This is a genomic window from Jannaschia formosa, from assembly GCF_003340555.1.
In the GTDB taxonomy this organism is placed as follows: Bacteria; Pseudomonadota; Alphaproteobacteria; order Rhodobacterales; family Rhodobacteraceae; genus Jannaschia; species Jannaschia formosa.
In genome coordinates, this window is record NZ_QPLJ01000017.1 from 16,620 (window position 1) to 38,650 (window position 22,031).

Sequence of the window (22,031 nt, forward strand, 5' to 3'; positions counted from 1 at the left end):
CGACGGAGGTGCCGGCTTCGCCCGGCGGGAGGCAGGAAATTGCGATTGTGCCGGGCCCCGCGGCACGCCGTGCCGGCACCTGCGGCAAACCGGTTCCCCCTTCGCCGAAGGCCGCCGCAGACTGCCGGCAGGTTCGCACGGAGGCCGAGACCGATGCCGCAAGAGACCCTGACGCCGGAAGCGATGCTGTCGAAGCTGGTCGGCTTCGAGAGCGTGGTCGGCCGCCCGAACGGCCCCATCGTCGCCTTCGTGCACGACTGGCTTTCCTCCCACGGCATCGCCGCGCATGTCCTGCCGGGGCCGGAGGGCGACCGGGCCAACCTCTTCGCCAGCATCGGTCCGGCGGACCGGCCGGGCTTCGTCCTGTCGGGGCATCTCGACGTCGTCCCGGCGGCGGAGCCCGGCTGGCGCGCCGATCCCTTCCTGCTGCGCAACGAGGGCGACCGGCTGCTCGGGCGCGGCGCCTGCGACATGAAGGGCTTCGTCGCCGCCGCCCTTGCGATGGCGCCGGACCTCGCGCGCATGGGGCTTCAGGCGCCGATCCATCTGGCGCTCTCCTACGACGAGGAGGCCGGATGCCGGGGCGTGCCGCATCTGCTGGAAGCGCTGCCGCGGCTTTGCGCGCCGCCACAGGGCGCGATCATCGGCGAGCCCTCGCGCCTCGTCCCCGTCCTGGCGCACAAGGGCAAGGCCGCGATCCGGCTCACGGCGCGCGGGATCGCAGGCCATTCCTCGCGCCCCGATCTGGGGCGGAACGCTATCCACGCGCTCGTCCCGGTGCTGCGGGCCGCCGTCGAGCGGGCCGAGGCATTGACCCGAGGCCCGACCGATCCCCGCTTCGCGCCGCCCTGGTCCAGCCTGCAGGTCGGCACGGTATCGGGCGGACAGGCGCTCAACATCGTCCCCGACATCGCCGTGGCGGAGATCGAGGCGCGGGCCATCGCGGGCACCGACCCGCTGGACCTGCTCGGCCCCGTGATCGCCGCGGCCGAAGCGGCGGGCATCGAGGCCGAGACGATCTCGGCCTATCCCGCGCTGGCCCTCGCGGCCGATCACCCGCTGGCGGCGCGGATCGCCGCGCTTTCCGGCCGGGACCCGCTGCCGGCGGTCAGCTACGGGACCGAGGCGGGACTGTTCCAGGCCGCCGGAATCCCGTCCGTGGTCTGCGGGCCCGGGGATATCTCGCGCGCCCACAAGCCCGAGGAATACCTGACGCGGGACGAGCTGCGGGCCGGCTGCGGGTTGATCCGGCGGCTCGGCGAAAGCCTGTGCGGCTGACGGCATTTTCTGCGGCCCCGGCCGGCGCAGTTTGTCCGAAACTGCCGCACGGCCGCGCGATCGAGGCGGAGATGCGCCGCCGAAGCGGCTAGGCTACAGGGGAGACATGCAGGAACGCCCTATGACCAGAGTTGACACCCCGCCCCCCGCGACGATCGAGATCGTGCCATTCACCGACGCGCATCTCGAAGGCGCGCAGGCCCTGTCGCAGGCCGTCGACTGGCCGCACCGGGTCGAGGACTGGGCGCTGAACCTCTCGGTCTCCGAAGGGGTCGTCGCCCTCGAAGGCGGGCGCGTGGTCGCGACGGCGCTCTGTTCGCTGCACGGCCCCGTGGCGACGATCAGCATGATCATCGTCGACGCGGCCATGCGCGGCCGCGGTCTCGGCCGGCAGATCATGGAGCGGGTCATCGCGCTGGCAGGGGACCGCGAGTTGCGCCTGGTGGCGACGGCGGATGGGTTGCCGCTCTACCGCAAGCTCGGCTTCGAGGGAGGCGGGCGCATCGTCCAGTTGCGCGGGCTGGCCCGTGCCGCGACGCCCGAGCAGCCGGTGCGGGCAGGCCCGACGGACCTCCATGCCCTCGCCGAAATGGACCGCGCCGCCAGCGGGATGGAGCGCGGGGCGCTGCTGGCCCGGATCGCCGGGACGGGCGAGACGCTGACCACCGAGGGCGGCTTCGCGCTGCTGCGCCGCTTCGGGAACGGGCACGTCCTCGGACCCGTCGTCGCCCGCGATCCCCGGGCGGCGCGCGCGCTCATCGCCGAAGCGGCCAGCCGCATGGAGGGCCGCCTTCTGCGGACGGACCTGATCGAGGATCGCGGTCTCGTCCCCTACGTCGAGGGGCTGGGGCTCAGGGTCGTCGGCGACGGAACCCCCATGGTGCGCAACCCCGGGCCGCGCGCCGCATCGGATGTCCGGACCTACGCCCTCGTCTCCCAGGCCCTCGGCTAACGTTGGAACCCACCATGCTCGACAGACTCCCTCTCCCGAACTCCCTCGTCGAACTCGACCGGCGGCATCTCGTCCACCCGGTCTCCTCCTACCGGGGTCACGAGGCGCGCGGCGTGCGCATCCTGACCGGAGGCAAGGGCGCCACCGTGACCGATGCCGAAGGGCGGCAACTGATCGACGGCTTCGCCGGGCTCTGGTGCGTGAATGCCGGCTACGGGCAGGAGAGCGTGGTCGAGGCCGCGGCGCGGCAGATGCGCGAGCTGCCCTATGCCACAGGGTATTTCGACCTCGGCGCCGAGGCGCCCATCCGGCTGGCCGCCGCGCTGGCGGAGCGCGCGCCGGGCGACCTGAACCACGTCTACTTCACCTTGGGCGGATCGGACGCGGTCGACAGCACGATCCGCTTCATCCGCTACTACTGGCATGCCCGCGGCGAGCCGCAGCGCGACCAGTTCATCTCGGTCGCCTCGGGCTATCACGGCTCGGCCGGGATGGGCGCGGGTCTGACAGCGCTGCCGCTCTTCCACGAGGGCTTCGGCCTTCCCTACGACTGGCAGCACAGGATCGCCTCGCATGCGCTCTACCGCAACCCGCTGGCGGGTGACCCGCAGGCGGTGATCGACGCCTCAGTGGCCGAGCTGCGCGCCAAGCTCACGGAGATCGGGCCCGAGCGCGTCGCCGCCTTCTATGTGGAGCCGATCCAGGGCTCCGGCGGCGTGCTGGTCCCGCCGCTCGGCTGGATCAAGGCGATGCGCGACACCTGCGCCGAGCATGGCGTCCTGTTCGTCGCGGACGAGGTCATCACCGGGTTCGGGCGGACCGGACCCCTCTTCGCCTGCGAGGACGAGGGCATCGTGCCCGACCTGATGACCGTCGCGAAGGGCCTGACCTCGGGCTACGCGCCGATGGGCGCGGTGTTCATGTCGGACGCCGTCTACGACACCATCGCCGACTGCGCTGGCGCGAAGGCGGTTGGCCACGGCTTCACCTATTCCGCGCATCCCGTCTCCGCCGCCGTCGGTCTCGCGGTGCTCGCGCTCTACGAGGGCGGCCTGCTGGAGAACGGCCGCGCCATGGGCGAGCGGCTTCAGGCGGGGCTGCGCGGCCTGTCCGATCACCCACTGGTCGGCGACGTGCGCGGCCGGGGGATGCTGGCGGCGGTGGAGCTCGTCACCGACAAGGTGGCGAAGACCCCCCTCCCCGCCGAACTGAACGCCGCGACCCGCCTCTTCGACCGCGCGTGGGAGCAGGGTCTGGTGGTCCGCGCCTTCCCGCAGGGCGTCTTCGGCTATGCCCCGCCGCTCTGCTGCACCGCGGAGGAGATCGACGCCATCGTGGACCGCACGCGCAAGGTGCTGGACCTCACGCTGGAAGACCCGGAGATCAGCGCGGTGCTGCGCTGATGTCCCTGCTGTTCCATTCCACCGCCGCGCGCCTGCCCGTCTGGCGATCTCTCTTCGCGGCAGACGGCGAGCCGCTGATCGAAGGCGAGGACGCCGTGACCGACCCGGCCGGGGTGACCGCCATCGCCTGCTGGGTGCCGCCCGCCGACCTGTCGCGCTACCCGAACCTGCGCGCCGTCATTTCGGTCGGGGCGGGGGTGGACCATCTTCCTCCCCTGCCCGACGGCGTGGCGCTGTCGCGCACGCTGGCGCCGGGGATCGAGGCCATGGTCCGCGACTGGGTCGTGATGGCGACGCTCATGCTGCATCGGGACATGCCGGCCTATCTGGAGCAGGCGCGCGCCGGCGACTGGTGCAGCCATCCCGTGCGCCTCGCCTCCTCGCGCCGCGTCGGCATCCTCGGCATGGGCCGGATCGGCGCGCTTGCCGCCGAAAGCCTGCAGTCGCTCGGCTTCGAGGTGGCGGGGCTGTCCCGCTCCGAGAGGACGGGTGCGGTGCCGATCTTCGCCGCATCGCAGATCGACGCCTTCCTCGCACGGTCCGACCTGCTGGTCTGCCTGCTGCCCCTGACGCCCGAGACGCGGGGCATCCTGAACGCGAAGACCCTGTCGGCGCTGCCGCGGGGCGCCGGGCTGATCCACGCGGGCCGGGGCGCGCATCTCGACCCGGAGGCGCTGCGCGCGGCGCTGGACGACGGCCAGATCTCCGCCGCGATGCTGGACGTGACCGACCCCGAGCCCTTGCCGCAGGGGCACTGGATGTGGCGCGATCCGCGCGTGATCGTCACCCCCCATGTCGGCGCGAACACCGACGCGGCCGAGGGCGCGCGCCACGCGCTGGCCGTGATGCGGGCGCTCCGGGACGGGACGCCGCTTCCGGGACTCGTGGACCGGGCGCGCGGCTACTGACACCCGTCAGTCGAGATCGCCGAACAGCCGCGACAGGTCGACATGCTGCCGCGAGAACGGCGTCTTCAGCACGACGAAGCTGAAATACTTGTCGATGCCGATGTCGCGCTCGATCAGCCCCTCGACGATGGACTGGTAGTCGTCGATCCCGCCGGTGACGAACTTCACGAGATAGTCGTAGCCGCCCGAGACGAGGTGGCATTCCACGCAGCTGTCGACCTTCTCCAGCGCCTCCTGGAAGCGGGCGAAGTCGATCTGGCGGTGGTTCTTCAGCGTGAACTCGGTGAAGACCGTCATCGTGGAGCCCAGCCGCGCCAGGTCGATCTGGGCCGAATAGCCCGAGATGTAGCCCGCCTGCTGCAGCTTCTTCACCCGCATCAGGCAGGGCGAGGGCGACAGGTTCACCGCCTCCGCCAGCTCGACATTCGTGATGCGGCCGTTGCGCTGCAGGACGGAGAGGATCTTCACGTCGATCCTGTCGAGCTTGTAGGCCGGCTTCATGGAGCATCCTCGGGCCGCGTCGGGGCGTCGGCGACGCCCCTGCGGGATGCGTCGCTCCTGCACGTTATCTCCCCTGTCATTCAACAGGAAATGCCGCGTTCGGCGGCGATTGCGGAACAACCCGCTTTTCTGCTGCGGCTAGCCTCCGGTCAAACGAAGGGTCCCCCATGTCCGCACCGCGCCTTGCCGTGACCACCTCCGACGTCCTCCCGCCCGAGGCCGATTGCGTGGTGATCGGCGGCGGCATCGTCGGCACCTGCGCCGCCTGGTGGCTGGCACGCGCGGGGCAGAAGGTCGTGCTGGTCGAGAAGGGCGCGATCGGCGGCGAGCAGTCCAGCCGCAACTGGGGCTGGTGCCGCCAGCAGAACCGCGACGCGCGGGAACTGCCGCTCTCGACCCGCAGCCTGGAGCTGTGGGAGCGGATGGGCGCCGAGATCGGCGACAGCCTCGGCTTCCGGCGCAGCGGGCTGCTCTACCTCTCGGACGACGAGGCCGAGATCGAGGGCTGGGCGAAATGGGGCCGTTTCGCGCGCGGCGAGGGCGTGGACACGCGGATGCTGACGGCCGAGCAGGCGACGACCCGCGGCGCGGCGACCGGCAGGCCGTGGAAGGGCGGCGTCTGGTCGCCCAGTGACGGCATCGCCGATCCCTCCCGCGCGGCCCCGCTGATCGCGCAGGCGGTCGAAAGGATCGGCGGCCATGTCCTGCAGAGCTGCGCCGCGCGCGGGATCGAGCAGGCGGCCGGCCGCGTCTGCGGCGTCGTGACCGAGCAAGGCACGATCCGCACGCGCTCCGTCGTGGTCGCGGGCGGCGCCTGGGCGGGCAGCTTCCTGCATCAGCTTGGCCTCTTCTTCCCGCAGGCCTCGGCGCGCAGCTCCATCCTCTCCGTCGCGCCCGGCGCGCAGGGCCTGCCGGACGCGCTGCACACCGCGCCCGTCTCGGTCACGCGGCGTGCCGATGGCGGCTATACGCTGGCGATCTCGGGCCGGGCGAACCTGGACCCGACCCCCGGCGCGCTGCTCGGGGCGCGGCACTTCCTGCCGATGTTCGCCCGCCGCTGGCGGGTGCTGCGCCCCGGCGGCACGCAGGCCTGGGCGGCGGGGGTCGAGACGCGCCGCCGCTGGGCGCTGGACCGCCCCACCCCGATGGAGCGTGCGCGCATCCTCGACCCCCGGCCCGACGCGGGCCTGATCGCCAGGACCCTCGCACGCGGCCGCGCGCTGCTGCCCGCCTTGCGCGACCTGCCGGTGCAGGCGGCCTGGGGCGGATATATCGACAGCACCCCGGACGGCGTGCCGGTGATCGACGCCGATATCGGCGTGCCCGGCCTCGTCCTCGCGGCGGGCCTGTCGGGGCATGGCTTCGGCATCGGGCCTGGCGTCGGCCACCTCGTCGCGGACATGGTGCTGGGGCGCGGGCCCATCACGGAGACCCGCCAATACCGCCTGGCGCGCTTCGGGCACAGCCAGTGGGGCAAGGTGTCCGACTTCTGATCCCGACCGGAGAAACTTCGATGAAGACTTACGAACTGGCCCTCATCCCGGGCGACGGGATCGGCGGCGACGTCACCGATGCCGCGATGGCGGTGGTCGAGGCCGCGGCCTCCCGCCACGGCTTCGCCGTCTCCTCGCGGCGCTTCGACTGGTCCTGCGCCCACTACCTGGAGACCGGGGCGATGATGCCCGAGGACGGGATCGAGACGCTGCGCGGCTTCGACGCGATCCTCCTCGGCGCCGTCGGCTGGCCCGAGACGGTGCCGGACTCGGTCTCGCTCCACGGCCTGCTGTTGCCGATCCGGAAGGCCTTCGACCAATACGCCAACATCCGTCCGCATCGCCTGCTGCCGGGCGTCGAGGGCCCGCTGAAGGTGGGCGAGTTCGACATCCTCTGCATCCGCGAGAACACCGAAGGCGAGTATTCCGGCGCAGGCGGCCGGGTCCATCTGGGCACGGCCAATGAGGTGGCCGTCGAGACCGCGATCTTCACCCGCACGGGCGTCGAGCGCATCCTGCGCTTTGCCTTCGAGCAGGCCCGCACCCGGCGCGGGCACGTCACCTCGGTCACGAAGTCGAACGCGCAGAAGCACTCCATGGTGTTCTGGGACGAGATGACCCGGCTGGTCGCGCAGGACTATCCCGACGTGACGGTCGCGCCGATGCATATCGACGCGATGGCCGCGCGGATGGTGATGGCGCCCGAAAGCCTCGACGTGGTCGTCGCCTCGAACCTCTTCGGCGACATCCTCACCGATCTCGGCGCGGCGATCCAGGGCGGGCTGGGCTTCGCCGCCTCGGCCAATATCTGCCCGGACCGCAGCGGCCCCTCGATGTTCGAGCCGGTCCACGGCTCGGCGCCCGACATCGCCGGGCGCGGCATCGCCAATCCGATCGCGGCCATCTGGTCGGCGGCGATGATGCTCGACCATCTGGGCGAGGCGGCGGCGGCGGCGGCGATCCTCGCCGCGACCGAGGCCGCGACCGCCAGCGGCATCGGCACCCGCCCCGGCCGCAATTCCACCGAAGAGATCACGACGGCGATCCTCGCCGCGCTGGAGGACAGAGCATGAAGCTGCAAGACCCCGACCTGTTCCGCAACGCCGCCCTGATCGGCGGGAGCTGGCGCGCCCGCCCCGAGATGACCGTGACCGATCCGGCCACCGGCGAGACGCTCGGCAGCCTGCCCGACTGCACGGCGGAGGAGACCGACGAGGCCATCGCCGCCGCCGCGCGCGCCATGACGGGCTGGGCGGCGCGCACCCATGCCGACCGCGCCGACCTGCTGATGCGCTGGTATCACCTGATCCTCGACAACACCGAGGACCTCGCCCGGATCCTAACGGCCGAACAGGGCAAGCCGCTGGCCGAGGCGCGGGGCGAGGTGGCCTATGGCGCCAGCTTCGTGCGCTGGTTCGCCGAGGAGGCGCGGCGCATCAACGGCAGGATCATCCCCTCCCCCGTGCAGGGCAAGAAGATCTTCGCCATGAAGGAGCCGGTGGGCGTCTGCGCGATCATCACGCCCTGGAACTTCCCCATCGCCATGATCACCCGCAAGGTCGCCCCCGGCCTGGCCGCCGGCTGCACAATGGCGGTGAAGCCCTCGGACTTCACGCCCTGTTCGGCCCTGGCTCTGGCCGTTTTGGCCGAGCGCGCCGGCATCCCGGCGGGCGTGCTGAACATCCTGACCGGGCGGCCCGAGGCCATCGGCGGGGCGCTGACCCGAAGCCCCGTGGTGCGCAAGCTGTCCTTCACCGGCTCGACCCGGGTCGGCGCGCTTCTGGCGGAGCAATGCGCGCCCACGCTCAAGCGCCTCAGCCTTGAATTGGGCGGCAACGCGCCCTTCGTGGTCTTCGACGACGCCGATCTGGACGCGGCGGTCGAGGGCGCGATGCAGTCGAAGTTCCGCAACGGCGGCCAGACCTGCGTCTGCGCCAACCGGATCATGGTGCAGTCGGGCATCCACGACGCCTTCGTCGCGGCGCTGGCCGCGCGCGTCGACGGGCTGCGCGTCGGACCCGGGACCGAGGCGGAGGCCGATATCGGCCCGATGATCAATCCCGCCGCGATCGAGAAGATCGCCGCCCATGTCGCCGACGCGCTGGACCGGGGCGCGACCCGCGTCACCCGGACGCGCGACCTCTCGGGGCAATACGCCGATCCCGTCGTTCTCACCGGCGCCGCGACCACCATGCGCCTCGCCTCCGAGGAGACCTTCGGCCCCGTGGCCCCGATCTTCCGCTTCGACACCGAGGAGGAGGCGCTGGAGCTTGCCAACGGCACGCCCTACGGCCTCGCCGCCTATTTCTACACCCGCGACATGGCCCGCGCCTTCCGCTTCGGCGAGGCACTGGAATTCGGCATGGTCGGCCTCAACACCGGCCTGCTGAGTCACGAGGTCTCGCCCTTCGGGGGCGTCAAGGCGTCCGGCCTCGGTCGCGAGGGCGCGCAGGAAGGGATCGAGGAATACCTGGAAACCAAGGCGTTCCACTTCGGCGGTCTCTGATCCGCGTGCGTCGCAGCACCGCGGCGCCTTCCGGGCGGTCAACGCAGGTGCGGCGGAGAGATCGCCACGCGCCGCGCGGTAGAGACTTGACGAACCGCTCCGGCCTGCTCTGTCGTAAGGTCAAGCGTCTGGAGGGTCCCGTGAAACCGTTCGTCCCCGTCATCGTCGCCTGCGCGCTGGCCGGCCCGGCCTCGGCCGAGATCACCGTCAGCCACGGCTACTCCGCCTTCGGCGACCTGAAATACGGCCCCGACTTCACCCATTTCGACTATGCCAATCCGGACGCGCCCCAGGGCGGTATCCTGAGCCAGCGCCAGCTCTACGGCACGCCGACCTTCAACAGCCTGAACGCCTTCATCATCAAGGGCGACAGCGCCCCCGAGGTCACCCACCACGTCTATGACAGCCTGATGGTGCGGGCCAATGACGAGCCGGACGCGGTCTACGGCCTGATCGCCGAGACGATCGAATATCCCGACGACCTGTCCTACATCGCCTTCGAGATGCGGCCCGAGGCGCGGTTCCACGACGGCTCTCCGGTGGAGGCGTCCGACGTGGTCTTCACCATCGACGCCCTCAGGACCCGGGGCCATCCCTACTACCGGAACCTGCTCGCCAGCGTCGAGGAGGTGGTCGCCGAGGGGCCGCACCGCGTGCGCTTCGACCTCGCCCCCGGCGCGGGCAGCGCCCTGCCCGCCGACATCGCGGTCCTGTCCGTTCTGCCCGAGCACTTCTACGACGAGCACCCCTTCACGGAGACATGGCTCACCGCGCCGCTGGGCTCTGGGCCCTACCTCCTCGACACGGTCGACGCGCCCCGGACGGTCCGGTTCTGCAAGGACCCGGACTACTGGGCCGAGGACCTGCCCGTGAACGCCGGCAAGAACAACTTCGACTGCGTCGCCTACGAATACTTCGCCGACGACCTCATCGGGCTCGAAGCCTTCGCCGCGGGCGAATACCTGTTCCGGGTGGAGTTCCGCTCCGCCTCCTGGGCCGAGGGCTACGACTTCCCGGCCGCGCGCAACGGCTGGGTGCGGAAGATCGAGCTGCCCGACGGCCGCCCCGCCAACGCCCAGGGCATCTGGCTCAACATGCGGCGGCCCGTCCTGCAGGACATCCGGGTGCGCCAGGCGCTGGAATACGCGTTCAACTTCGAATGGACGAACGAGACGCTGTTCTACGGGGCCTATGCCCGCACCGACAGCTTCTTCGAGAACACGGCGATGCAGGCCGAGGGCGTCCCCGAGGGCGCCGAGCTCGCCCTGCTCGAGCCCTTCCGCGACCAGCTTCCGCCCGAGCTCTTCACCGAGCCCCCGCATGTCCCCTATGCCGGGGCGCCGACGCTCCGCGACCGGGCGGCCCTGCGCGCCGCCGGGCAGCTTCTCGACGCGGCCGGCTGGACGGTGGGCGAAGGGGGCATGCGCCGGAACGCGGCAGGCGAGCTTCTGACGCTGGAGCTGCCCGAGGACAGCCAGACCATGCAGCGCGTGCTCGAACCCTTTGCCGAGAACGCCAAGGCCCTCGGCATCGACTTCCGGCTCGTCCGGGTCGATCCGACCACCCTGGCGGAGCGGCGGAGCCAGTTCGACTTCGACCTCGCCGTCGGCGCCTGGAGCGTGAAGGTGACGCCGGGGGCAGAGCTTCGGGCCTTCTACGGCTCCGACGCCGCCGAGGCGGAGGGGTCCAACAACCTCAGCGGCCTCGCCGATCCGGTGGTCGACGCGCTGGTCGAGGCCGTGGTCGAGGCCGAGAGCCGCGACGCGCTCGAGGTAGCCGCCCGCGCGCTCGACCGCGTGCTGCGATCGAGGCACATCTGGGTGCCGAACTGGCATTCCGGCACGCACCGCATCGCCGTCTGGGACGTCTTCGGCATCCCCGAGACACCCGCCCCCTACGACTTCCTGCGCAATGTCGAGTTCTGGTGGCTCGACCGGGACAAGCTGGCGGCGCTGCAGGCGCAAGGGGCGCTCTGAAGGCGACCGCCGCCGCCTTCCGGCCTGCCGCTTCAGCGCGCGCGTCCCTGCCCCGCCGGACGCGGCGACCTTGACGGCAGCCTCGCGACGTCCCATGTTGGACCCATAACCGTCCCATATGAGACCCACCCCCATGCAGACCGTCGAAGCCATCCTCGACCTTCCCGGCGCGGCCTCGCCGCTCGCCCTTGTCGACCGGATCAACGACGGCCTGCCGCTCGCTGCCGTCGACGCCTTCGCCGCCCGCGCAGGGCTCGATCCCGCGCTCCGCTACCGCATCGTGCCCAAGGCCACGCTCGCCACCCGCCGCAAGCGCCACGAGCCGCTGTCACGCGAAGAAAGCGCCCGGCTCGCCCGGGGCGCCAAGATCCTCGCGCTGGCCGAGGCAGTCTGGGGCTCGCTCGACGAGGCCCGCGCCTTCCTCCACCGCCCCCACCCGATGCTGGAGGACAGGCGGCCCATCGACGTCACGCTCGACAACGAGTTCGGCGCCGATCTCGTCGAGGGCATCCTGCAGCGCCTGCGCTTCGGCTCCGCCGCCTGACGGCGCCCGTGGCGAAAGCCCCGCAGCGGCTCGACCGCACGCTCGGCGCGTGGCGGATCGGCGACCCGGACGGGCTCTACCCGATCTACGACGCGACCGGCTCCACCATCGCGCCCGGGCGCTGGAACGACGCCGCCACGCCGGTGATCTACGCCGCAGAGCACTACGCCACCGCGCTGCTGGAAAAGCTCGTCCACGGCTCCGGCCGGCTGCCGCCGAACCAGCACGCGGTGCGGATCACGATCCCGCCGGGCACGACCTACGAGATCGTCACGAAGGACGCCCTGCCCGGCTGGGACGCGATGCCGCCCGGCCCTTCCGTCGATTTCGGCGCGGCCTGGGTGCGGGAAAAGCGCTCGGCCGTCCTGCTCGTCCCCTCCGTCGTCGCGCGGGAGGAGCGGAACGTCGTCATCAACCCCGCGCACCCGGACGCCACCCGCATCGAGCACGCGCTGCACGAGCCAGTCCATTGGGATCGAAGGCTGTTCGGCGGCTAGCCCTCGCCGGGGATCGGGCTCCCGTGCCCCCTGCCCTGCCGTTTCCCGGCCCGCGCCTCGACCGTCCAGAGAGGGGGACCGACGCCGATTCCCGCCGCGGGGCGGAGAGCGATTGCGCCCGTATCACTTTGATTGTTCAATGCCGGTCCGAGGCGGCCGGATCCACCGGCCGCGCAGAGGAGGAGACCGACATGTTCACGAAACGAGACTTCGCCGCGCTGGCCGTTGCCGCCGCCGCCGCGATCGGGATTGCCGGGGCCGCCGCGGCGCAGGCCCCGCAGTTCTTCCGGATCGGGACCGGGGGCACCTCGGGCACCTACTATCCGATCGGCGGCCTGATCGCGAATGCCATCTCCAACCCGCCGGGCTCGCGCCCCTGCGAGGAGGGCGGCTCCTGCGGGGTGCCGGGGCTGGTCGCCTCGGCGCTGTCGTCGAACGGCTCCGTCGCCAACGTCAACGCCATCGCCGGCGGCGCGCTGGAATCGGGCTTCAGCCAGTCGGACGTCGCCACCTGGGCGCAGACCGGCACCGGCATCTGGGAAGACCGCGAGGCGGTCGAAAGCCTGCGCGCCATCGCCAACCTCTACCCCGAATCCATCCACCTCGTCGCCTCGGCCGAGTCCGGCATCACCTCGGTCGCCGACCTCGCCGGCAAGCGCGTCTCGCTGGACGAGCCGGGCTCGGGCACGCTGGTCGACGCGCGGATCATCCTGGAATCGGCGGGCCTGACCGAGGATGACGTCGAGGCGGAATACCTCAAGCCCCAGCAGGCCGGCGACCGGATGCGGGACGGCGCGCTCGATGCGTTCTTCTTCGTCGGCGGCTTCCCGGCAGGCGGCATCGCCGAGCTCGCCTCGCAGCACGACATCACGATCGTGCCGATCTCGGGCGACGGCGCGCAGGGCATCATCGACGAGTACGGCTTCTTCGCGACCGACACGATCCCCGGCGGCACCTATGACGGCGTCGAGGAGGACGTGGAGACGATCTCGGTCGGCGCGCAGTGGATCACCTCGGCCGACCAGCCCGAGGAGCTGATCTACGAGATCACCAAGGCGCTGTGGAACGACAACACCCGCAAGCTGCTCGACGGCGGCCACGCCAAGGGCGCGCAGATCACCGCCGACACGGCGCTGGACGGGATCGGCATCCCGCTGCACCCGGGGGCGGAGCGCTTCTACCGCGAGGCGGGGCTGATCGAGTGATCGGCCAGCGCCCTATCGCCTGACCATGAGGGGGCCGGCCCGTCGGGGCCGGCCCCACCTTTCTGAAGGGAGAGACCGATGGCCGAAGATCGAGACGCCGCCGCGAAGCGCCAGGCCGCGGGCCTCGCCCATGACGACGTGGCCGTGCGCGCGGACGCGGCCACCGGGCCGACCGCCGAACAGCTCCGCGAGATCGAGGAGCGCTTCGACAGCGAGGTCCGCTTCCGCCCGCTCTCGAAGCCGCTGACCATCGCCACGACCGTCGCGCTCTTCGTGCTGGCGGTCTACCACACCTACACGGCGGGCTTCGGCATCCCGCGGGCCACCAACCACATGGGCCTGCACCTCGCCTTCACGCTGGCGCTGATCTTCCTCAGCTTCGCGGCCTGGGGCCGCGGCGGCGTCCGCTCCGGCCCGCTCGCCCCGCTGGGCCTGCCCGCGCTGGACTGGGTGCTCGCCATCGCCGGGGCCGTGACGGCCTACTACGTCGCCTGGGTCTTCGACGACCTCGCCTTCCGCGTCGGCGCGCCCAGCCTGACCGACCTCGTCATGGGCACGGTGCTGATCGTGCTGCTGATGGAGGCGACGCGGCGCGCGATGGGCTGGCCGCTGCCGGTCATCGCCATCGGCTTCATGGCCTATGCCTATTTCGGCCAGTCGATGCCCGGGGTCCTCCAGCATCCCGGCGCATCCTGGCCCAACATCGTCAACCACCTCTACCTGACCAGCCAGGGCATCTACGGCACCGCGCTGATCGTGATCTCGACCTATGTCTTCCACTTCGTGCTGTTCGGGGTGCTCGCGACCAAGATCGGCCTCGGCCAGCTCTTCATCGACCTCGCCTCCGCGGCGGCGGGCCGCTTCGCGGGCGGGCCGGCCAAGGTGTCGGTGCTGTCCTCGGCGATGCTCGGCTCGATCAGCGGCTCGTCCATCGCCAACACGGTGACGACCGGCTCGCTGACGATCCCGGCGATGATGCGCGTCGGCTATCCGCGCCACTTCGCCGCCGCGGTCGAGGCCGCCTCCTCCACCGGGGGCCAGATCACCCCGCCGGTGATGGGCGCCGTGGCCTTCCTGATGATCGAGTATCTCGGCGTCCCGCTGACCACCATCCTGACGGCGGCGCTGGTCCCGGCCTTCATGCATTTCTTCGGCGTGATCGTGCAGGTCCACCTGGAGGCCAAGCGCCGCGGCCTGCGCGGCCTGTCGAAGGACGAACTGCCGGTGGTCGCCGCCGTTCTGGCCCGCGACTGGCTGACCATCGTGCCGCTGATCGTGCTGGTCTCGATCCTGCTTTCGGGCCGCACGCCCTACAATGCGGCCTTCTGGGGCATCCTCGCCTGCGTCGCCGTGGGCCTGGGCCAGAGCGTGCTGGCGCGGCTGGGCTGGCTCAACCCGTCCTGCCGCCTGACGCTGAAGGACATGGGCGAGGCCTTCGTGACCGGCGCGCGCTATTCGCTGTCGGTGACGGCGGCGGCGGCGCTGGTGGGCGTCATCATCGGCGTCGTCACGCTGACCGGCGTCGGGTTCAAGATCGTCTACCTCGTCACCCAGACGGCGGCGGGCTGGGCCGAGACGCTCGCGCCCTACATCCCCTTCCTCGACGGCACGGCGGGGCTGACGCTACTGCTGACGCTCATCATGACGGCGGTGGTCTGCGTGCTGATGGGCTGCGGCATCCCGACGACGGCCAACTACCTTATCATGATCGCCATCGCCGCGCCGATCCTGGGCGCGCTCGGGGTGCAGCCGATCGTGGCGCATTTCTTCGTGTTCTACTACGGCGTCCTAGCCGACATCACGCCACCCGTGGCGCTGGCCGCCTATGCCGCGGCGGGGATCGCGGGGGCCAACGCCTTCAAGGCGGGCAACACCGCCTTCCGGCTGGGCATGGGCAAGGTGCTGGTGCCCTTCGTCTTCGTCTTCAGCCCCTCGATGCTGATCGTGGTGGAGGGCTTCACCTGGAGCGAGTTCTGGCTCGCCACGCTGGGTGCCATGGCCGGCATCTGGGTGCTGTCGGCGGCCTTCTCGGACTGGCTCTTCGGCCCGCTCTACGCGCTGGAACGCGCGGCGCTGGCGGTGGCGGCGATCCTGCTCGTGGCACCCCACCCGATCCCGACGGCGATCGGCGTCCTGCTCGTCGCCCCCATCGCGCTCCGGCAACTGATGGGCTGGGGCCGCCGCACGGCGCCGGCGCGGGACTGACGCTCGGGGGGTGCCGTCCCCCCTCGTCTTGCCAGACCTGAACGGGGCGCATAATCTGCATGCAGTGCATGCAGTGCATGCAGTGCCTGACGCCGCGAAGGGACGCCCAATGGGAATGCTCCAGGTCCGAAATTTCGACGACGCGCTGATCGCGCGGCTGAAGGCGCGCGCGGCACGGCACGGCCGGTCCGCCGAGGCCGAGCATCGCGAGATCCTGCGGCAGGTGCTCTCGGCCGAGGCGGAGCCGGGCTTCGCCGACCTCGCCGCCCGCCTGCGCGAGATGACCGCCGGGCGCGACGGCACCCCATCCGAGACGCTCCTGCGCGAGGGCCGGGACGCGCGGTGAGCGCGGCAGTGGGCCTGTCCGATCCGACGCGCGGCGCGGTGGTGGACGCCTCGGTCGCGGTGAAATGGGTCGTGCAGGAGGAGGGGTCGGACGAAGCGGCCCGCCTGCTCGACGGCCGGCCGCTGGCGGCGCCCGAACTGATCCTGCCGGACTGCGCCGAGATCCTCTGGAAGAAGGCCATGCGGGGGGAGATCACGGGCGACGAGGCCGCGCTCGCCGCCGCCCTGCTCGCCCGGATGGAGGCGGAGATCGTCGGCCACCGGGCCCTCCTGCCCTCCGCGCTGGCCCTCTCGCTGGAACTGGGTCAGCCTGTCCGTGACTGCGCCTATCTCGCGCTCGCGGTGGACCGCGACCTGCCGATGGTCACTGCCGACCGGCGCCTTGTCCGCGCGGTCTCGGAGCATGGACGATATGCCCGGCACGTGATCGCCCTCGCGGAGGTGGCGGGGTAGGTCCCCCTGCCCTTCCCCACAACTCCACCCGCGATCCCGGTTACCCGCGGGTAACAGTCTGCAAGCCCCGTTACCCGCGGGTAACCGCGCTACAGCCGCCGGATGCGCGCCGTGTTCCCGATCTCCGCCTCGAAGGCGCGGATCGCCCGCTCCAGACGGTCGCGCGGAACCTCGGAATAGTCCGTCGTGCCGACGATCCGGCACTCCCGCCCCCGCGCCGTCACCTTGGTCGCGCCGACGTGAAGCTCCAGCTTCGGGCTCGGCGCCGGCGCGGGACCTTCCTTCGGCGCGGGCTTCGCACTCTCCAGGAACTCGGTCAGGATACGCGTCTGCGCCTCGGCATCGGCGGCCTCAGCAAGCCGCGCGCGCAGTGCCTCGACCGCGTCGGGCCTGCGCAGGGCACGGGACACCTCGACGCCAAGGTTGCGTGCCACGGCCTTGGGGAACTTGAGGTCCTCGCCCAGCACCGACAGTAGGAACACGAAGGACCGGATGTAGCTGCGCTTGGTCTTGTGCAGCGCCCCGTAGAGACGGCCGACCATCGCGTCGGGGTCGATCTCGTCCACGCCCTCGTCGAGGGCGGCGGCGATGGCGACCTGCGCCATCTCGGCGAAGGTCAGGTCCTCGCGGACCACGTTCTCCTCGACCATGTCGATGTAGCGGGCCAGCCGGTCGCGCGGATCGGCGGCGACGCGGGCGGTGACGGTGGAGAAGCGCGCCTCGCCCGTCTCGGCGAAAAGCTGGCTCAGCGCGGTCAGCCTCCGCCAGCCCTTGAGCAGCTGATAGCCGTCGCCCTCGGCCCAGACCTCGATCGGCTCGCGCTGGCCACGCGCGCGGATCGAGGCCTTCAGCTCCTCCATCTCGTCGGACTGCGCGACGGCCTCCAGCTCCAGCCGGTCGCGGGGCAGGGCGTCGGTGCGGATGCGGTCGAGCGGCAGATCCGACAGCACCCGGCCCTCGGCGGCCGCGGCCCGGAAGGCCTTGGCGTCCTCGGCATTGCGGCGGCGCTGCTCGATCTTGGCCTCGGTCGCCTCGGCCAGGTTCTCGGCGGTCTCGCGCACGGCAGCGCCCATGGGGCCCGGCCGGCGGTCGCGCGGGCGGGCGGGCGCCTCGTCAGGGGTGAGCGGCGAGAAGCCGAACTTGTTGCGGTCGGTCAAGATGCACCTCCGGTCTGCGAATCGGCCTGGTCCCAGGCATCCAGCACCGTAGCCTTGAACTCGGCATAGGCCCTGTCGAAACTTTGCCGCGCGCGCTTCCAGGTCTCGCGCGTCATCTGGCGGTAATCCTGCTCGTAGACCGACATCTGGAAGCGGCCCGACTGCTCGACCGCGCGGGTCATTTCGATCGGGTGGGTGCACATGTCAGCGCCGAAGACGTTGGCGAACGCATCCTGCATCGCCTGGTGCAGCGGGTTGCCCGACTCGAACCGCGTCATCAGCAGGCGGACGTCCCGGAAGGTCTTGGGCAGGTGCAGCCCCGCCTCCTCGGCGAGCCCCGCGAACCCTTCGGAGATGTCGGCCATCGCGTCGCCGAGCTGCCCCAGATAGGAGGTGGTCGAGTCGTATTCCCAGTAGCCCGGCCCCGAGGGCACGTAGAGGATGTCGCAGGCGAAGGCGGCGTTGAGCGACTGGTAGCCGATGGCTGGCGGGCAGTCGAAGACGATCAGGTCGTACTGATCGTCCGGCAGCTCCGCGAGGTAGCGATCGACGCAGCCGAAGAAGGTCCAGGCCTTGTGCAGCGCGCGGTACTGGGCCGAGGCGAACTCCACGAAGGCGGCGTTGGCGCAGGAGGGGATGATGTCGATCGTCGGCCAGCAGGTCGACTGGATGAAGTCGCCCGTCCGCTGCGCGCCGATCGACTGCACGTCCTCGGGCAGCTCGTCCGACGAGGGATGCGGGCAGTCGTCGGGGTCGTCGTAGGTGGCGGTGATGCGGTCGGCCTCGCGGCAGAGGTCGCGGCACATGATGCCCCAGACCGTCTCCCATTCCCTGACCTCTACGAGGCCCATGGAATGGGTCAGCGTCGCCTGCGGATCGAAGTCGATGCAGAGCACGCGGTAGCCGTCGAGCGCGGCGGCATGGGCGAGATGCTGGGCAACCACGGTCTTGCCGACGCCGCCCTTGAAGTTCGACACGGCGACGCGCATCGCCCGGCCCTTCGGGCGCCGGGGCAGGAGCGTCTTGCCACGGAAGCGCAGGCGGCGGCGCAGCTCGTTGATCTCGGCCAGGGTGAACCAGCGCTGGCGCCCCTCCTCCTCGACGGTGCCCTGGGGCAGGGAGGGGTCGTCGGCCAGCTTCTTGCGCAGCGTGTCGGCGGGGATGTCGAACATGAACTGGCTGATCTCCCAGATGGAGAAGGGGCGCAGCGTCTTGACCTCGCCCGGCGAGAAGGTCGCGCGGCGCACGGCGGCCTGCTGCGACAGGCTGCGCTCGTTCATCTTCAGCAGATCGCGGTGGTCGCGCATGGGGCCCCTCTCGTCTTGTACCCTGAAGACGGGAATAACGGGATTTCGCCGAACGGGGAAACCGCGATTTCGCGTCTTGTGGGGTGCGTACGCAGGAAACGGGATTGCGTGCAACAGTGCTCTGCCCATTGAGGCACAGGGGAGCGGCGACTCGGGGTCATAGAGTGCCGGATAGGGTGACATTCGGCGCCCCCCTAAACCAACTATCCGATCTGAATCGATCAAGAGGAAGACCACCCCCGGAAATCCCGCTCTTGGAAATGCGTTGACAGAAAACGCGATCTACTCCGTATTCGGAGGCACAGGTGGAATCGGGGCAGGGATCCATAGCATGAAGATCGACGTCAGGCACTTCGCCGGGCCGCACGCGCCGGAGGCGAAATACGACGTGCTGACCGCGTTGAGCCTGATCGCCTTCGCCCGGGGCGGGGGGATGCAGGTCTCGGTGCTGCGGCTGATCGGGCTGATCACGGCGCGCTACAACTGGCGCGCCGACGAGCTCTGCGTCTGCCAGCGCGACATGGCGCGGATCTGGGGCGTCACCGAGCGCACCGCCAAGCGCGAGGTTCGCGCCTGGGTCGAGGCGCGGCTGATGGTGCGCAAGCGGGTCGGCGTGCGGGGCAGGGCGGGGGCCTACCGGCTGGACCTGATCGAGATCCGGGCGCAGGCGGCGGAGCTCTGGCCGCGGATCGGTCCCGACTACGTGGAGCGGATGGCGCCGCGCGGGGAGGTGCCGGAGCCGGTCGCCCCGGCGCAGGCGCCCGAGCCGGTCGAGCCCGCGCCGCGGGGAACCTGGCGAGCGGCGACGGGACGGCTGCGGCGGGCGGATGCCGGGATGCACGCGGCCTGGATCGCGCCGCTCAGGCTGGAGGCGGACGAGGGCGGGGTGCTGACGCTGCGCGCGCCGACGCGCTTCATCGGCCATTACGTCGAGACGCGGCTGATGCGTCCGCTGGCCGAGGCGGTGGAGGCGGAGATGGGGCCGCGCCGCCGCATCATCGTCGCCGGTCCGTGACGGCGCTCCCGTTTGACGCGAATCAAGGCGCGCCTGGGGGGCGGCGCTAGGGTCCGGGCGAGTGGCAGGGAGGGCCCGAGATGAGGACGATGACGAAGGCGGCACCGCGACCGGACACCGGCGCAGCGGGGGACGAGGCGGAGATGGGCGGGATCGGGGAGGGCGTCCTAACGGGCGACGGGCCCGAGGTGGCGGCGGGGCTGGGGCGGATGGTCGGCTCGGCGGCGTGGGTGCAGGCCAGGATCGCCCGCTTCGGCGCGCATCGGCTGCGCCGGGCGCTGGACGCGCAGGCGGAGATGCTGGCCTGCCGCACGCCCGAGGCGCTCTGCGCGGCGCAGATCGGCTATCTGAGCGGCCTGTCCGAGGATTACGCGCGGGAATGGGGCCGGCTCTTCGCCGCCGCGACGCGGCCGGGTCCGGGGCAGCCCGATCCCGTGGAGGAGCGGCACGCCACACCGGTCTGAGGCTGAGGGGGGCGTCACGGGGAAGGGGCGGCGTCCTTCCGGCGCGTCAGCGACCGCGGATCAGCATCGAGGGGTCCCGTGACAGCGCCTGCGCGAGGCGCTGCACGGCTTCGGCCGCGGCGGCGATCTCGCGCAGGGCGCGGTCCATGCCCGGCGCCGCGCGGCCGAGATCGGCGAAGGCGCCGTCGGCGCGGCCGAGGGCGGCCTGCGCGGTGGTGACGGCGGCGCGCGCCTCGCCCAGCAGCGCCTCCGCCTCCTCGGTGAGGGGGCCGATGCGTCCTGCGACGGTCTCCGCCGAGGTGGCGAGCCGCGCCCCGGCCTCGGCGATCCCGGTGGCGGCGGGGGCGATGTCGCGCGCGACGGTCCCGATCTCGGTCGAGGCGGCGTCGACGGCGCGCGCCGCGCCGGTCAGCGCGTCGAGGGCGGGGCCGCCCTGCTCCAGCCGGGCCGCGGCGAGGGCCGACAGCTCGGGCAGGGCCGCCCCCTCGACCGCCTGCGTGGCGGCGTCGAGCGTGGTCTCGGCGCGGTCGGCAAGGCCCGGGAGGCGCGCGGCGGCGGCGCGGGCCTCGGCCAGGGCAGGGGGCAGATCGGCGCGGAGCGCGGCGGCGCCCGCCCCGGCATCGGCGAGCACCGGGCGCAGGTCGGCCAGCGCCCGGTCTGCGGCCGCGGCGACGGTCCGGGCGTCGCGGGCGAGCGCGGAGAGCGCCTCGGCGGCCTCGGTCGCGGCGGCGAGCGTCGGGGCGGCCTCGTCCAGCCGGGCGCGGCCCGCCTCGGCTGCCTGCGTGACGGCGGAGAGCGTCGCCCCGGTCTCGTCGAAGAGCGCCGGGAGCCGGGTCTCGGCCAGGGGCCGCAGGGCCGTGGCGATCCCCTCCGCCTCGGCGAGGAGGGAGGGCAGGGCGGCGACGGCCGGCCGCGCCTCGGCCAGCGTGGCGGTCAGTGCGTCGGTCGTCCCGCGCGCCCCGGCGGCAAGCTGCTCCGTCTCTCGGGCGGCGGCGTCTATCGCGCCCAGCACCGCCTCCGCCTCGGCGAGCCGCGCCCGGCCGGTCGCGGCGGCGGCGGACAGCTCCGCCAGGGCGCCCTCGGCCGCGTCTGCGAGGCCGGGGCCGCGCGCCGCGACGGTGGTCCGCAGCGTCGCGGCCAGCGCCTCCGCCTCGGCGGCCGCGCCCTCGACCCGGGCCAGCGTGTCGGGCAGGCCGCGCAGCGCGGGGGCGAGGTCGCGGCCGATGCCGCCCAGATCCTCGGCCAGCGCGCCGATCTCGCCCAGCCCGGCCGCGCCCTGCTCCAGCTCCGAAAGGACGCGGGTGACGCGGGCGGCGTTCTCGGGCGTGGCGAAGGCGCGCAGGTCGGCGACGAGCGCGCGCGCCTCCTCCAGCAGGGCGGGGGCCTCGTCGGCCAGCGTCTCGACCGCGCCACGGCCCGGCGTCAGCATCGGCATCCCCTGCGGCCCGCGCTCGAGCGGCCCGGCGCGGGGATCGCCGCCTTCCAGCGCAACCACGGCCACGCCGGTCACGCCCTGCGTCGACAGCCGCGCCACCGCGCCCTCGCGCAGCGGCACGTCCTCCAGCACCTCGATCTCGACCCGGATCAGCCCGGTGCCCGCCGGGTCCAGCTCCATCGCCGAGACCTCGCCCACGGGCAGGCCGTTGTAGCGGACCTCGGAGGCGGGGCTCAGGCCCGACACGTCATCGAAGACGACGGCATAGGTGGTCGTGCGGCGGCCGGGATCGTAGTCGGTCAGCCAGACCAGCAGGCCTGCGCCGATGGCGCCGGCTAGAAGGACGAAGGCCGCGATCAGGGCGTAGGGGGCGCTGCGTTCCAAGGA

The 22,031-nt window shown here is 72.0% G+C and carries 20 protein-coding genes; 16 read left to right on the forward strand and 4 right to left on the reverse strand.

Annotation, left to right across the window (positions count from 1 at the left end; all coding sequences use genetic code 11):
* Positions 1–153: 153 nt before the first annotated feature.
* The 4 genes from argE (at position 154) to DR046_RS15905 (ending at position 4,541) form a co-directional block, all read left to right on the forward strand.
* Positions 154–1,278, forward strand: a complete 1,125-nt coding sequence (gene argE, locus DR046_RS15890) for an acetylornithine deacetylase (RefSeq protein ID WP_209313603.1) — start codon at positions 154–156, stop codon at positions 1,276–1,278.
* A 121-nt stretch (positions 1,279–1,399) separates the two neighbouring features.
* The gene (locus DR046_RS15895; protein WP_115383377.1) at positions 1,400–2,230 is read left to right on the forward strand and encodes a GNAT family N-acetyltransferase; all 831 of its coding nucleotides are present in this window, start codon (positions 1,400–1,402) and stop codon (positions 2,228–2,230) included.
* A gap of 14 nt (positions 2,231–2,244) precedes the next feature.
* A complete protein-coding gene (locus tag DR046_RS15900; RefSeq protein WP_115383378.1) occupies positions 2,245–3,633 on the forward strand; it encodes an aminotransferase class III-fold pyridoxal phosphate-dependent enzyme in 1,389 nt (462 codons plus the stop codon).
* On the forward strand, positions 3,633–4,541 hold the full coding sequence (locus DR046_RS15905) for a 2-hydroxyacid dehydrogenase (protein ID WP_115383379.1): 909 nt from the start codon (positions 3,633–3,635) through the stop codon (positions 4,539–4,541). Before DR046_RS15900 ends, DR046_RS15905 begins: the two co-directional genes overlap by 1 nt.
* Positions 4,542–4,547: 6 nt before the next feature.
* On the opposite strand, the gene DR046_RS15910 is transcribed toward DR046_RS15905, so the two are convergent.
* On the reverse strand, positions 4,548–5,042 hold the full coding sequence (locus tag DR046_RS15910) for an Lrp/AsnC family transcriptional regulator (RefSeq protein WP_115383380.1): 495 nt from the start codon (positions 5,040–5,042) through the stop codon (positions 4,548–4,550).
* A 167-nt stretch (positions 5,043–5,209) separates the two neighbouring features.
* On the opposite strand from DR046_RS15910, the gene DR046_RS15915 reads away from it, so the two are divergent.
* From DR046_RS15915 to DR046_RS15960, 10 genes are all read left to right on the forward strand, one after another.
* Positions 5,210–6,535 carry an NAD(P)/FAD-dependent oxidoreductase gene (locus DR046_RS15915; RefSeq protein WP_115383381.1) on the forward strand — a complete coding sequence of 442 codons (1,326 nt, stop codon included), beginning with the start codon at positions 5,210–5,212 and terminating at the stop codon, positions 6,533–6,535.
* Between the two features lie 20 nt (positions 6,536–6,555).
* Entirely contained in the window at positions 6,556–7,608 is a 1,053-nt protein-coding gene (locus DR046_RS15920; RefSeq protein WP_115383382.1) for a tartrate dehydrogenase, read from the forward strand.
* The gene (locus DR046_RS15925; protein ID WP_115383383.1) at positions 7,605–9,041 is read left to right on the forward strand and encodes an NAD-dependent succinate-semialdehyde dehydrogenase; all 1,437 of its coding nucleotides are present in this window, start codon (positions 7,605–7,607) and stop codon (positions 9,039–9,041) included. The genes DR046_RS15920 and DR046_RS15925 overlap by 4 nt, the downstream gene beginning before the upstream one ends.
* A 140-nt stretch (positions 9,042–9,181) precedes the next feature.
* A complete protein-coding gene (locus DR046_RS15930; RefSeq protein WP_115383384.1) occupies positions 9,182–11,017 on the forward strand; it encodes an extracellular solute-binding protein in 1,836 nt (611 codons plus the stop codon).
* 133 nt (positions 11,018–11,150) lie between these two features.
* Positions 11,151–11,561, forward strand: a complete 411-nt coding sequence (locus DR046_RS15935; protein WP_209313604.1) for an Xre family toxin-antitoxin system antitoxin — start codon at positions 11,151–11,153, stop codon at positions 11,559–11,561.
* Between the two features lie 8 nt (positions 11,562–11,569).
* Positions 11,570–12,058: an RES family NAD+ phosphorylase gene (locus DR046_RS15940; protein ID WP_115383386.1), complete on the forward strand. Its 489-nt coding sequence runs from the start codon at positions 11,570–11,572 to the stop codon at positions 12,056–12,058.
* 191 nt (positions 12,059–12,249) lie between these two features.
* A complete protein-coding gene (locus DR046_RS15945; protein WP_115383387.1) occupies positions 12,250–13,263 on the forward strand; it encodes a TAXI family TRAP transporter solute-binding subunit in 1,014 nt (337 codons plus the stop codon).
* A gap of 78 nt (positions 13,264–13,341) precedes the next feature.
* Positions 13,342–15,468 (forward strand): TRAP transporter permease, encoded by a 2,127-nt coding sequence (locus DR046_RS15950; RefSeq protein ID WP_115383388.1) that lies wholly within the window; start codon positions 13,342–13,344, stop codon positions 15,466–15,468.
* Between the two features lie 115 nt (positions 15,469–15,583).
* Positions 15,584–15,814, forward strand: coding sequence for a FitA-like ribbon-helix-helix domain-containing protein (locus DR046_RS15955; RefSeq protein ID WP_245190971.1), 231 nt, complete (start codon positions 15,584–15,586; stop codon positions 15,812–15,814).
* Positions 15,811–16,266: a type II toxin-antitoxin system VapC family toxin gene (locus DR046_RS15960; RefSeq protein ID WP_167767144.1), complete on the forward strand. Its 456-nt coding sequence runs from the start codon at positions 15,811–15,813 to the stop codon at positions 16,264–16,266. The genes DR046_RS15955 and DR046_RS15960 overlap by 4 nt, the downstream gene beginning before the upstream one ends.
* A gap of 89 nt (positions 16,267–16,355) precedes the next feature.
* On the opposite strand, the gene DR046_RS15965 is transcribed toward DR046_RS15960, so the two are convergent.
* The gene (locus DR046_RS15965; protein ID WP_115383391.1) at positions 16,356–17,423 is read right to left on the reverse strand and encodes a ParB/RepB/Spo0J family partition protein; all 1,068 of its coding nucleotides are present in this window, start codon (positions 17,421–17,423) and stop codon (positions 16,356–16,358) included.
* Positions 17,420–18,730: an AAA family ATPase gene (locus DR046_RS15970; protein ID WP_209313605.1), complete on the reverse strand. Its 1,311-nt coding sequence runs from the start codon at positions 18,728–18,730 to the stop codon at positions 17,420–17,422. Before DR046_RS15970 ends, DR046_RS15965 begins: the two co-directional genes overlap by 4 nt.
* 331 nt (positions 18,731–19,061) lie before the next feature.
* Between DR046_RS15970 and DR046_RS15975 the strand changes: the two genes are divergently transcribed.
* Together DR046_RS15975 and DR046_RS15980 are read left to right on the forward strand one after the other, a co-directional pair.
* Entirely contained in the window at positions 19,062–19,745 is a 684-nt protein-coding gene (locus tag DR046_RS15975) for a DnaA N-terminal domain-containing protein (protein ID WP_115383392.1), read from the forward strand.
* 80 nt (positions 19,746–19,825) lie between these two features.
* Positions 19,826–20,209 carry a hypothetical protein gene (locus tag DR046_RS15980; RefSeq protein WP_115383393.1) on the forward strand — a complete coding sequence of 128 codons (384 nt, stop codon included), beginning with the start codon at positions 19,826–19,828 and terminating at the stop codon, positions 20,207–20,209.
* A 46-nt stretch (positions 20,210–20,255) separates the two neighbouring features.
* Here the strand turns inward: DR046_RS15980 and DR046_RS15985 are convergent, their stop codons facing one another.
* Positions 20,256–22,028 (reverse strand): MlaD family protein, encoded by a 1,773-nt coding sequence (locus DR046_RS15985; RefSeq protein ID WP_115383394.1) that lies wholly within the window; start codon positions 22,026–22,028, stop codon positions 20,256–20,258.
* Positions 22,029–22,031 lie beyond the last annotated feature (3 nt).

Excerpts from the sequence above, each read along its gene's own strand:
- DR046_RS15925 (WP_115383383.1), top strand. The coding sequence starts at position 7,605 with ATGAAGCTGCAAGACCCCGACCTGTTCCGCAACGCCGCCCTGATCGGC.
- DR046_RS15920 (WP_115383382.1), top strand. The coding sequence starts at position 6,556 with ATGAAGACTTACGAACTGGCCCTCATCCCGGGCGACGGGATCGGCGGC.
- DR046_RS15905 (WP_115383379.1), top strand. The coding sequence starts at position 3,633 with ATGTCCCTGCTGTTCCATTCCACCGCCGCGCGCCTGCCCGTCTGGCGA.
- DR046_RS15980 (WP_115383393.1), top strand. The coding sequence starts at position 19,826 with ATGAGGACGATGACGAAGGCGGCACCGCGACCGGACACCGGCGCAGCG.
- DR046_RS15950 (WP_115383388.1), top strand. The coding sequence starts at position 13,342 with ATGGCCGAAGATCGAGACGCCGCCGCGAAGCGCCAGGCCGCGGGCCTC.
- argE (WP_209313603.1), top strand. The coding sequence starts at position 154 with ATGCCGCAAGAGACCCTGACGCCGGAAGCGATGCTGTCGAAGCTGGTC.
- DR046_RS15895 (WP_115383377.1), top strand. The coding sequence starts at position 1,400 with ATGACCAGAGTTGACACCCCGCCCCCCGCGACGATCGAGATCGTGCCA.
- DR046_RS15910 (WP_115383380.1), bottom strand. The coding sequence starts at position 5,042 with ATGAAGCCGGCCTACAAGCTCGACAGGATCGACGTGAAGATCCTCTCC.
- DR046_RS15955 (WP_245190971.1), top strand. The coding sequence starts at position 15,584 with ATGCTCCAGGTCCGAAATTTCGACGACGCGCTGATCGCGCGGCTGAAG.
- DR046_RS15975 (WP_115383392.1), top strand. The coding sequence starts at position 19,062 with ATGAAGATCGACGTCAGGCACTTCGCCGGGCCGCACGCGCCGGAGGCG.
- DR046_RS15900 (WP_115383378.1), top strand. The coding sequence starts at position 2,245 with ATGCTCGACAGACTCCCTCTCCCGAACTCCCTCGTCGAACTCGACCGG.
- DR046_RS15945 (WP_115383387.1), top strand. The coding sequence starts at position 12,250 with ATGTTCACGAAACGAGACTTCGCCGCGCTGGCCGTTGCCGCCGCCGCC.
- DR046_RS15935 (WP_209313604.1), top strand. The coding sequence starts at position 11,151 with ATGCAGACCGTCGAAGCCATCCTCGACCTTCCCGGCGCGGCCTCGCCG.
- DR046_RS15970 (WP_209313605.1), bottom strand. The coding sequence starts at position 18,730 with ATGCGCGACCACCGCGATCTGCTGAAGATGAACGAGCGCAGCCTGTCG.
- DR046_RS15915 (WP_115383381.1), top strand. The coding sequence starts at position 5,210 with ATGTCCGCACCGCGCCTTGCCGTGACCACCTCCGACGTCCTCCCGCCC.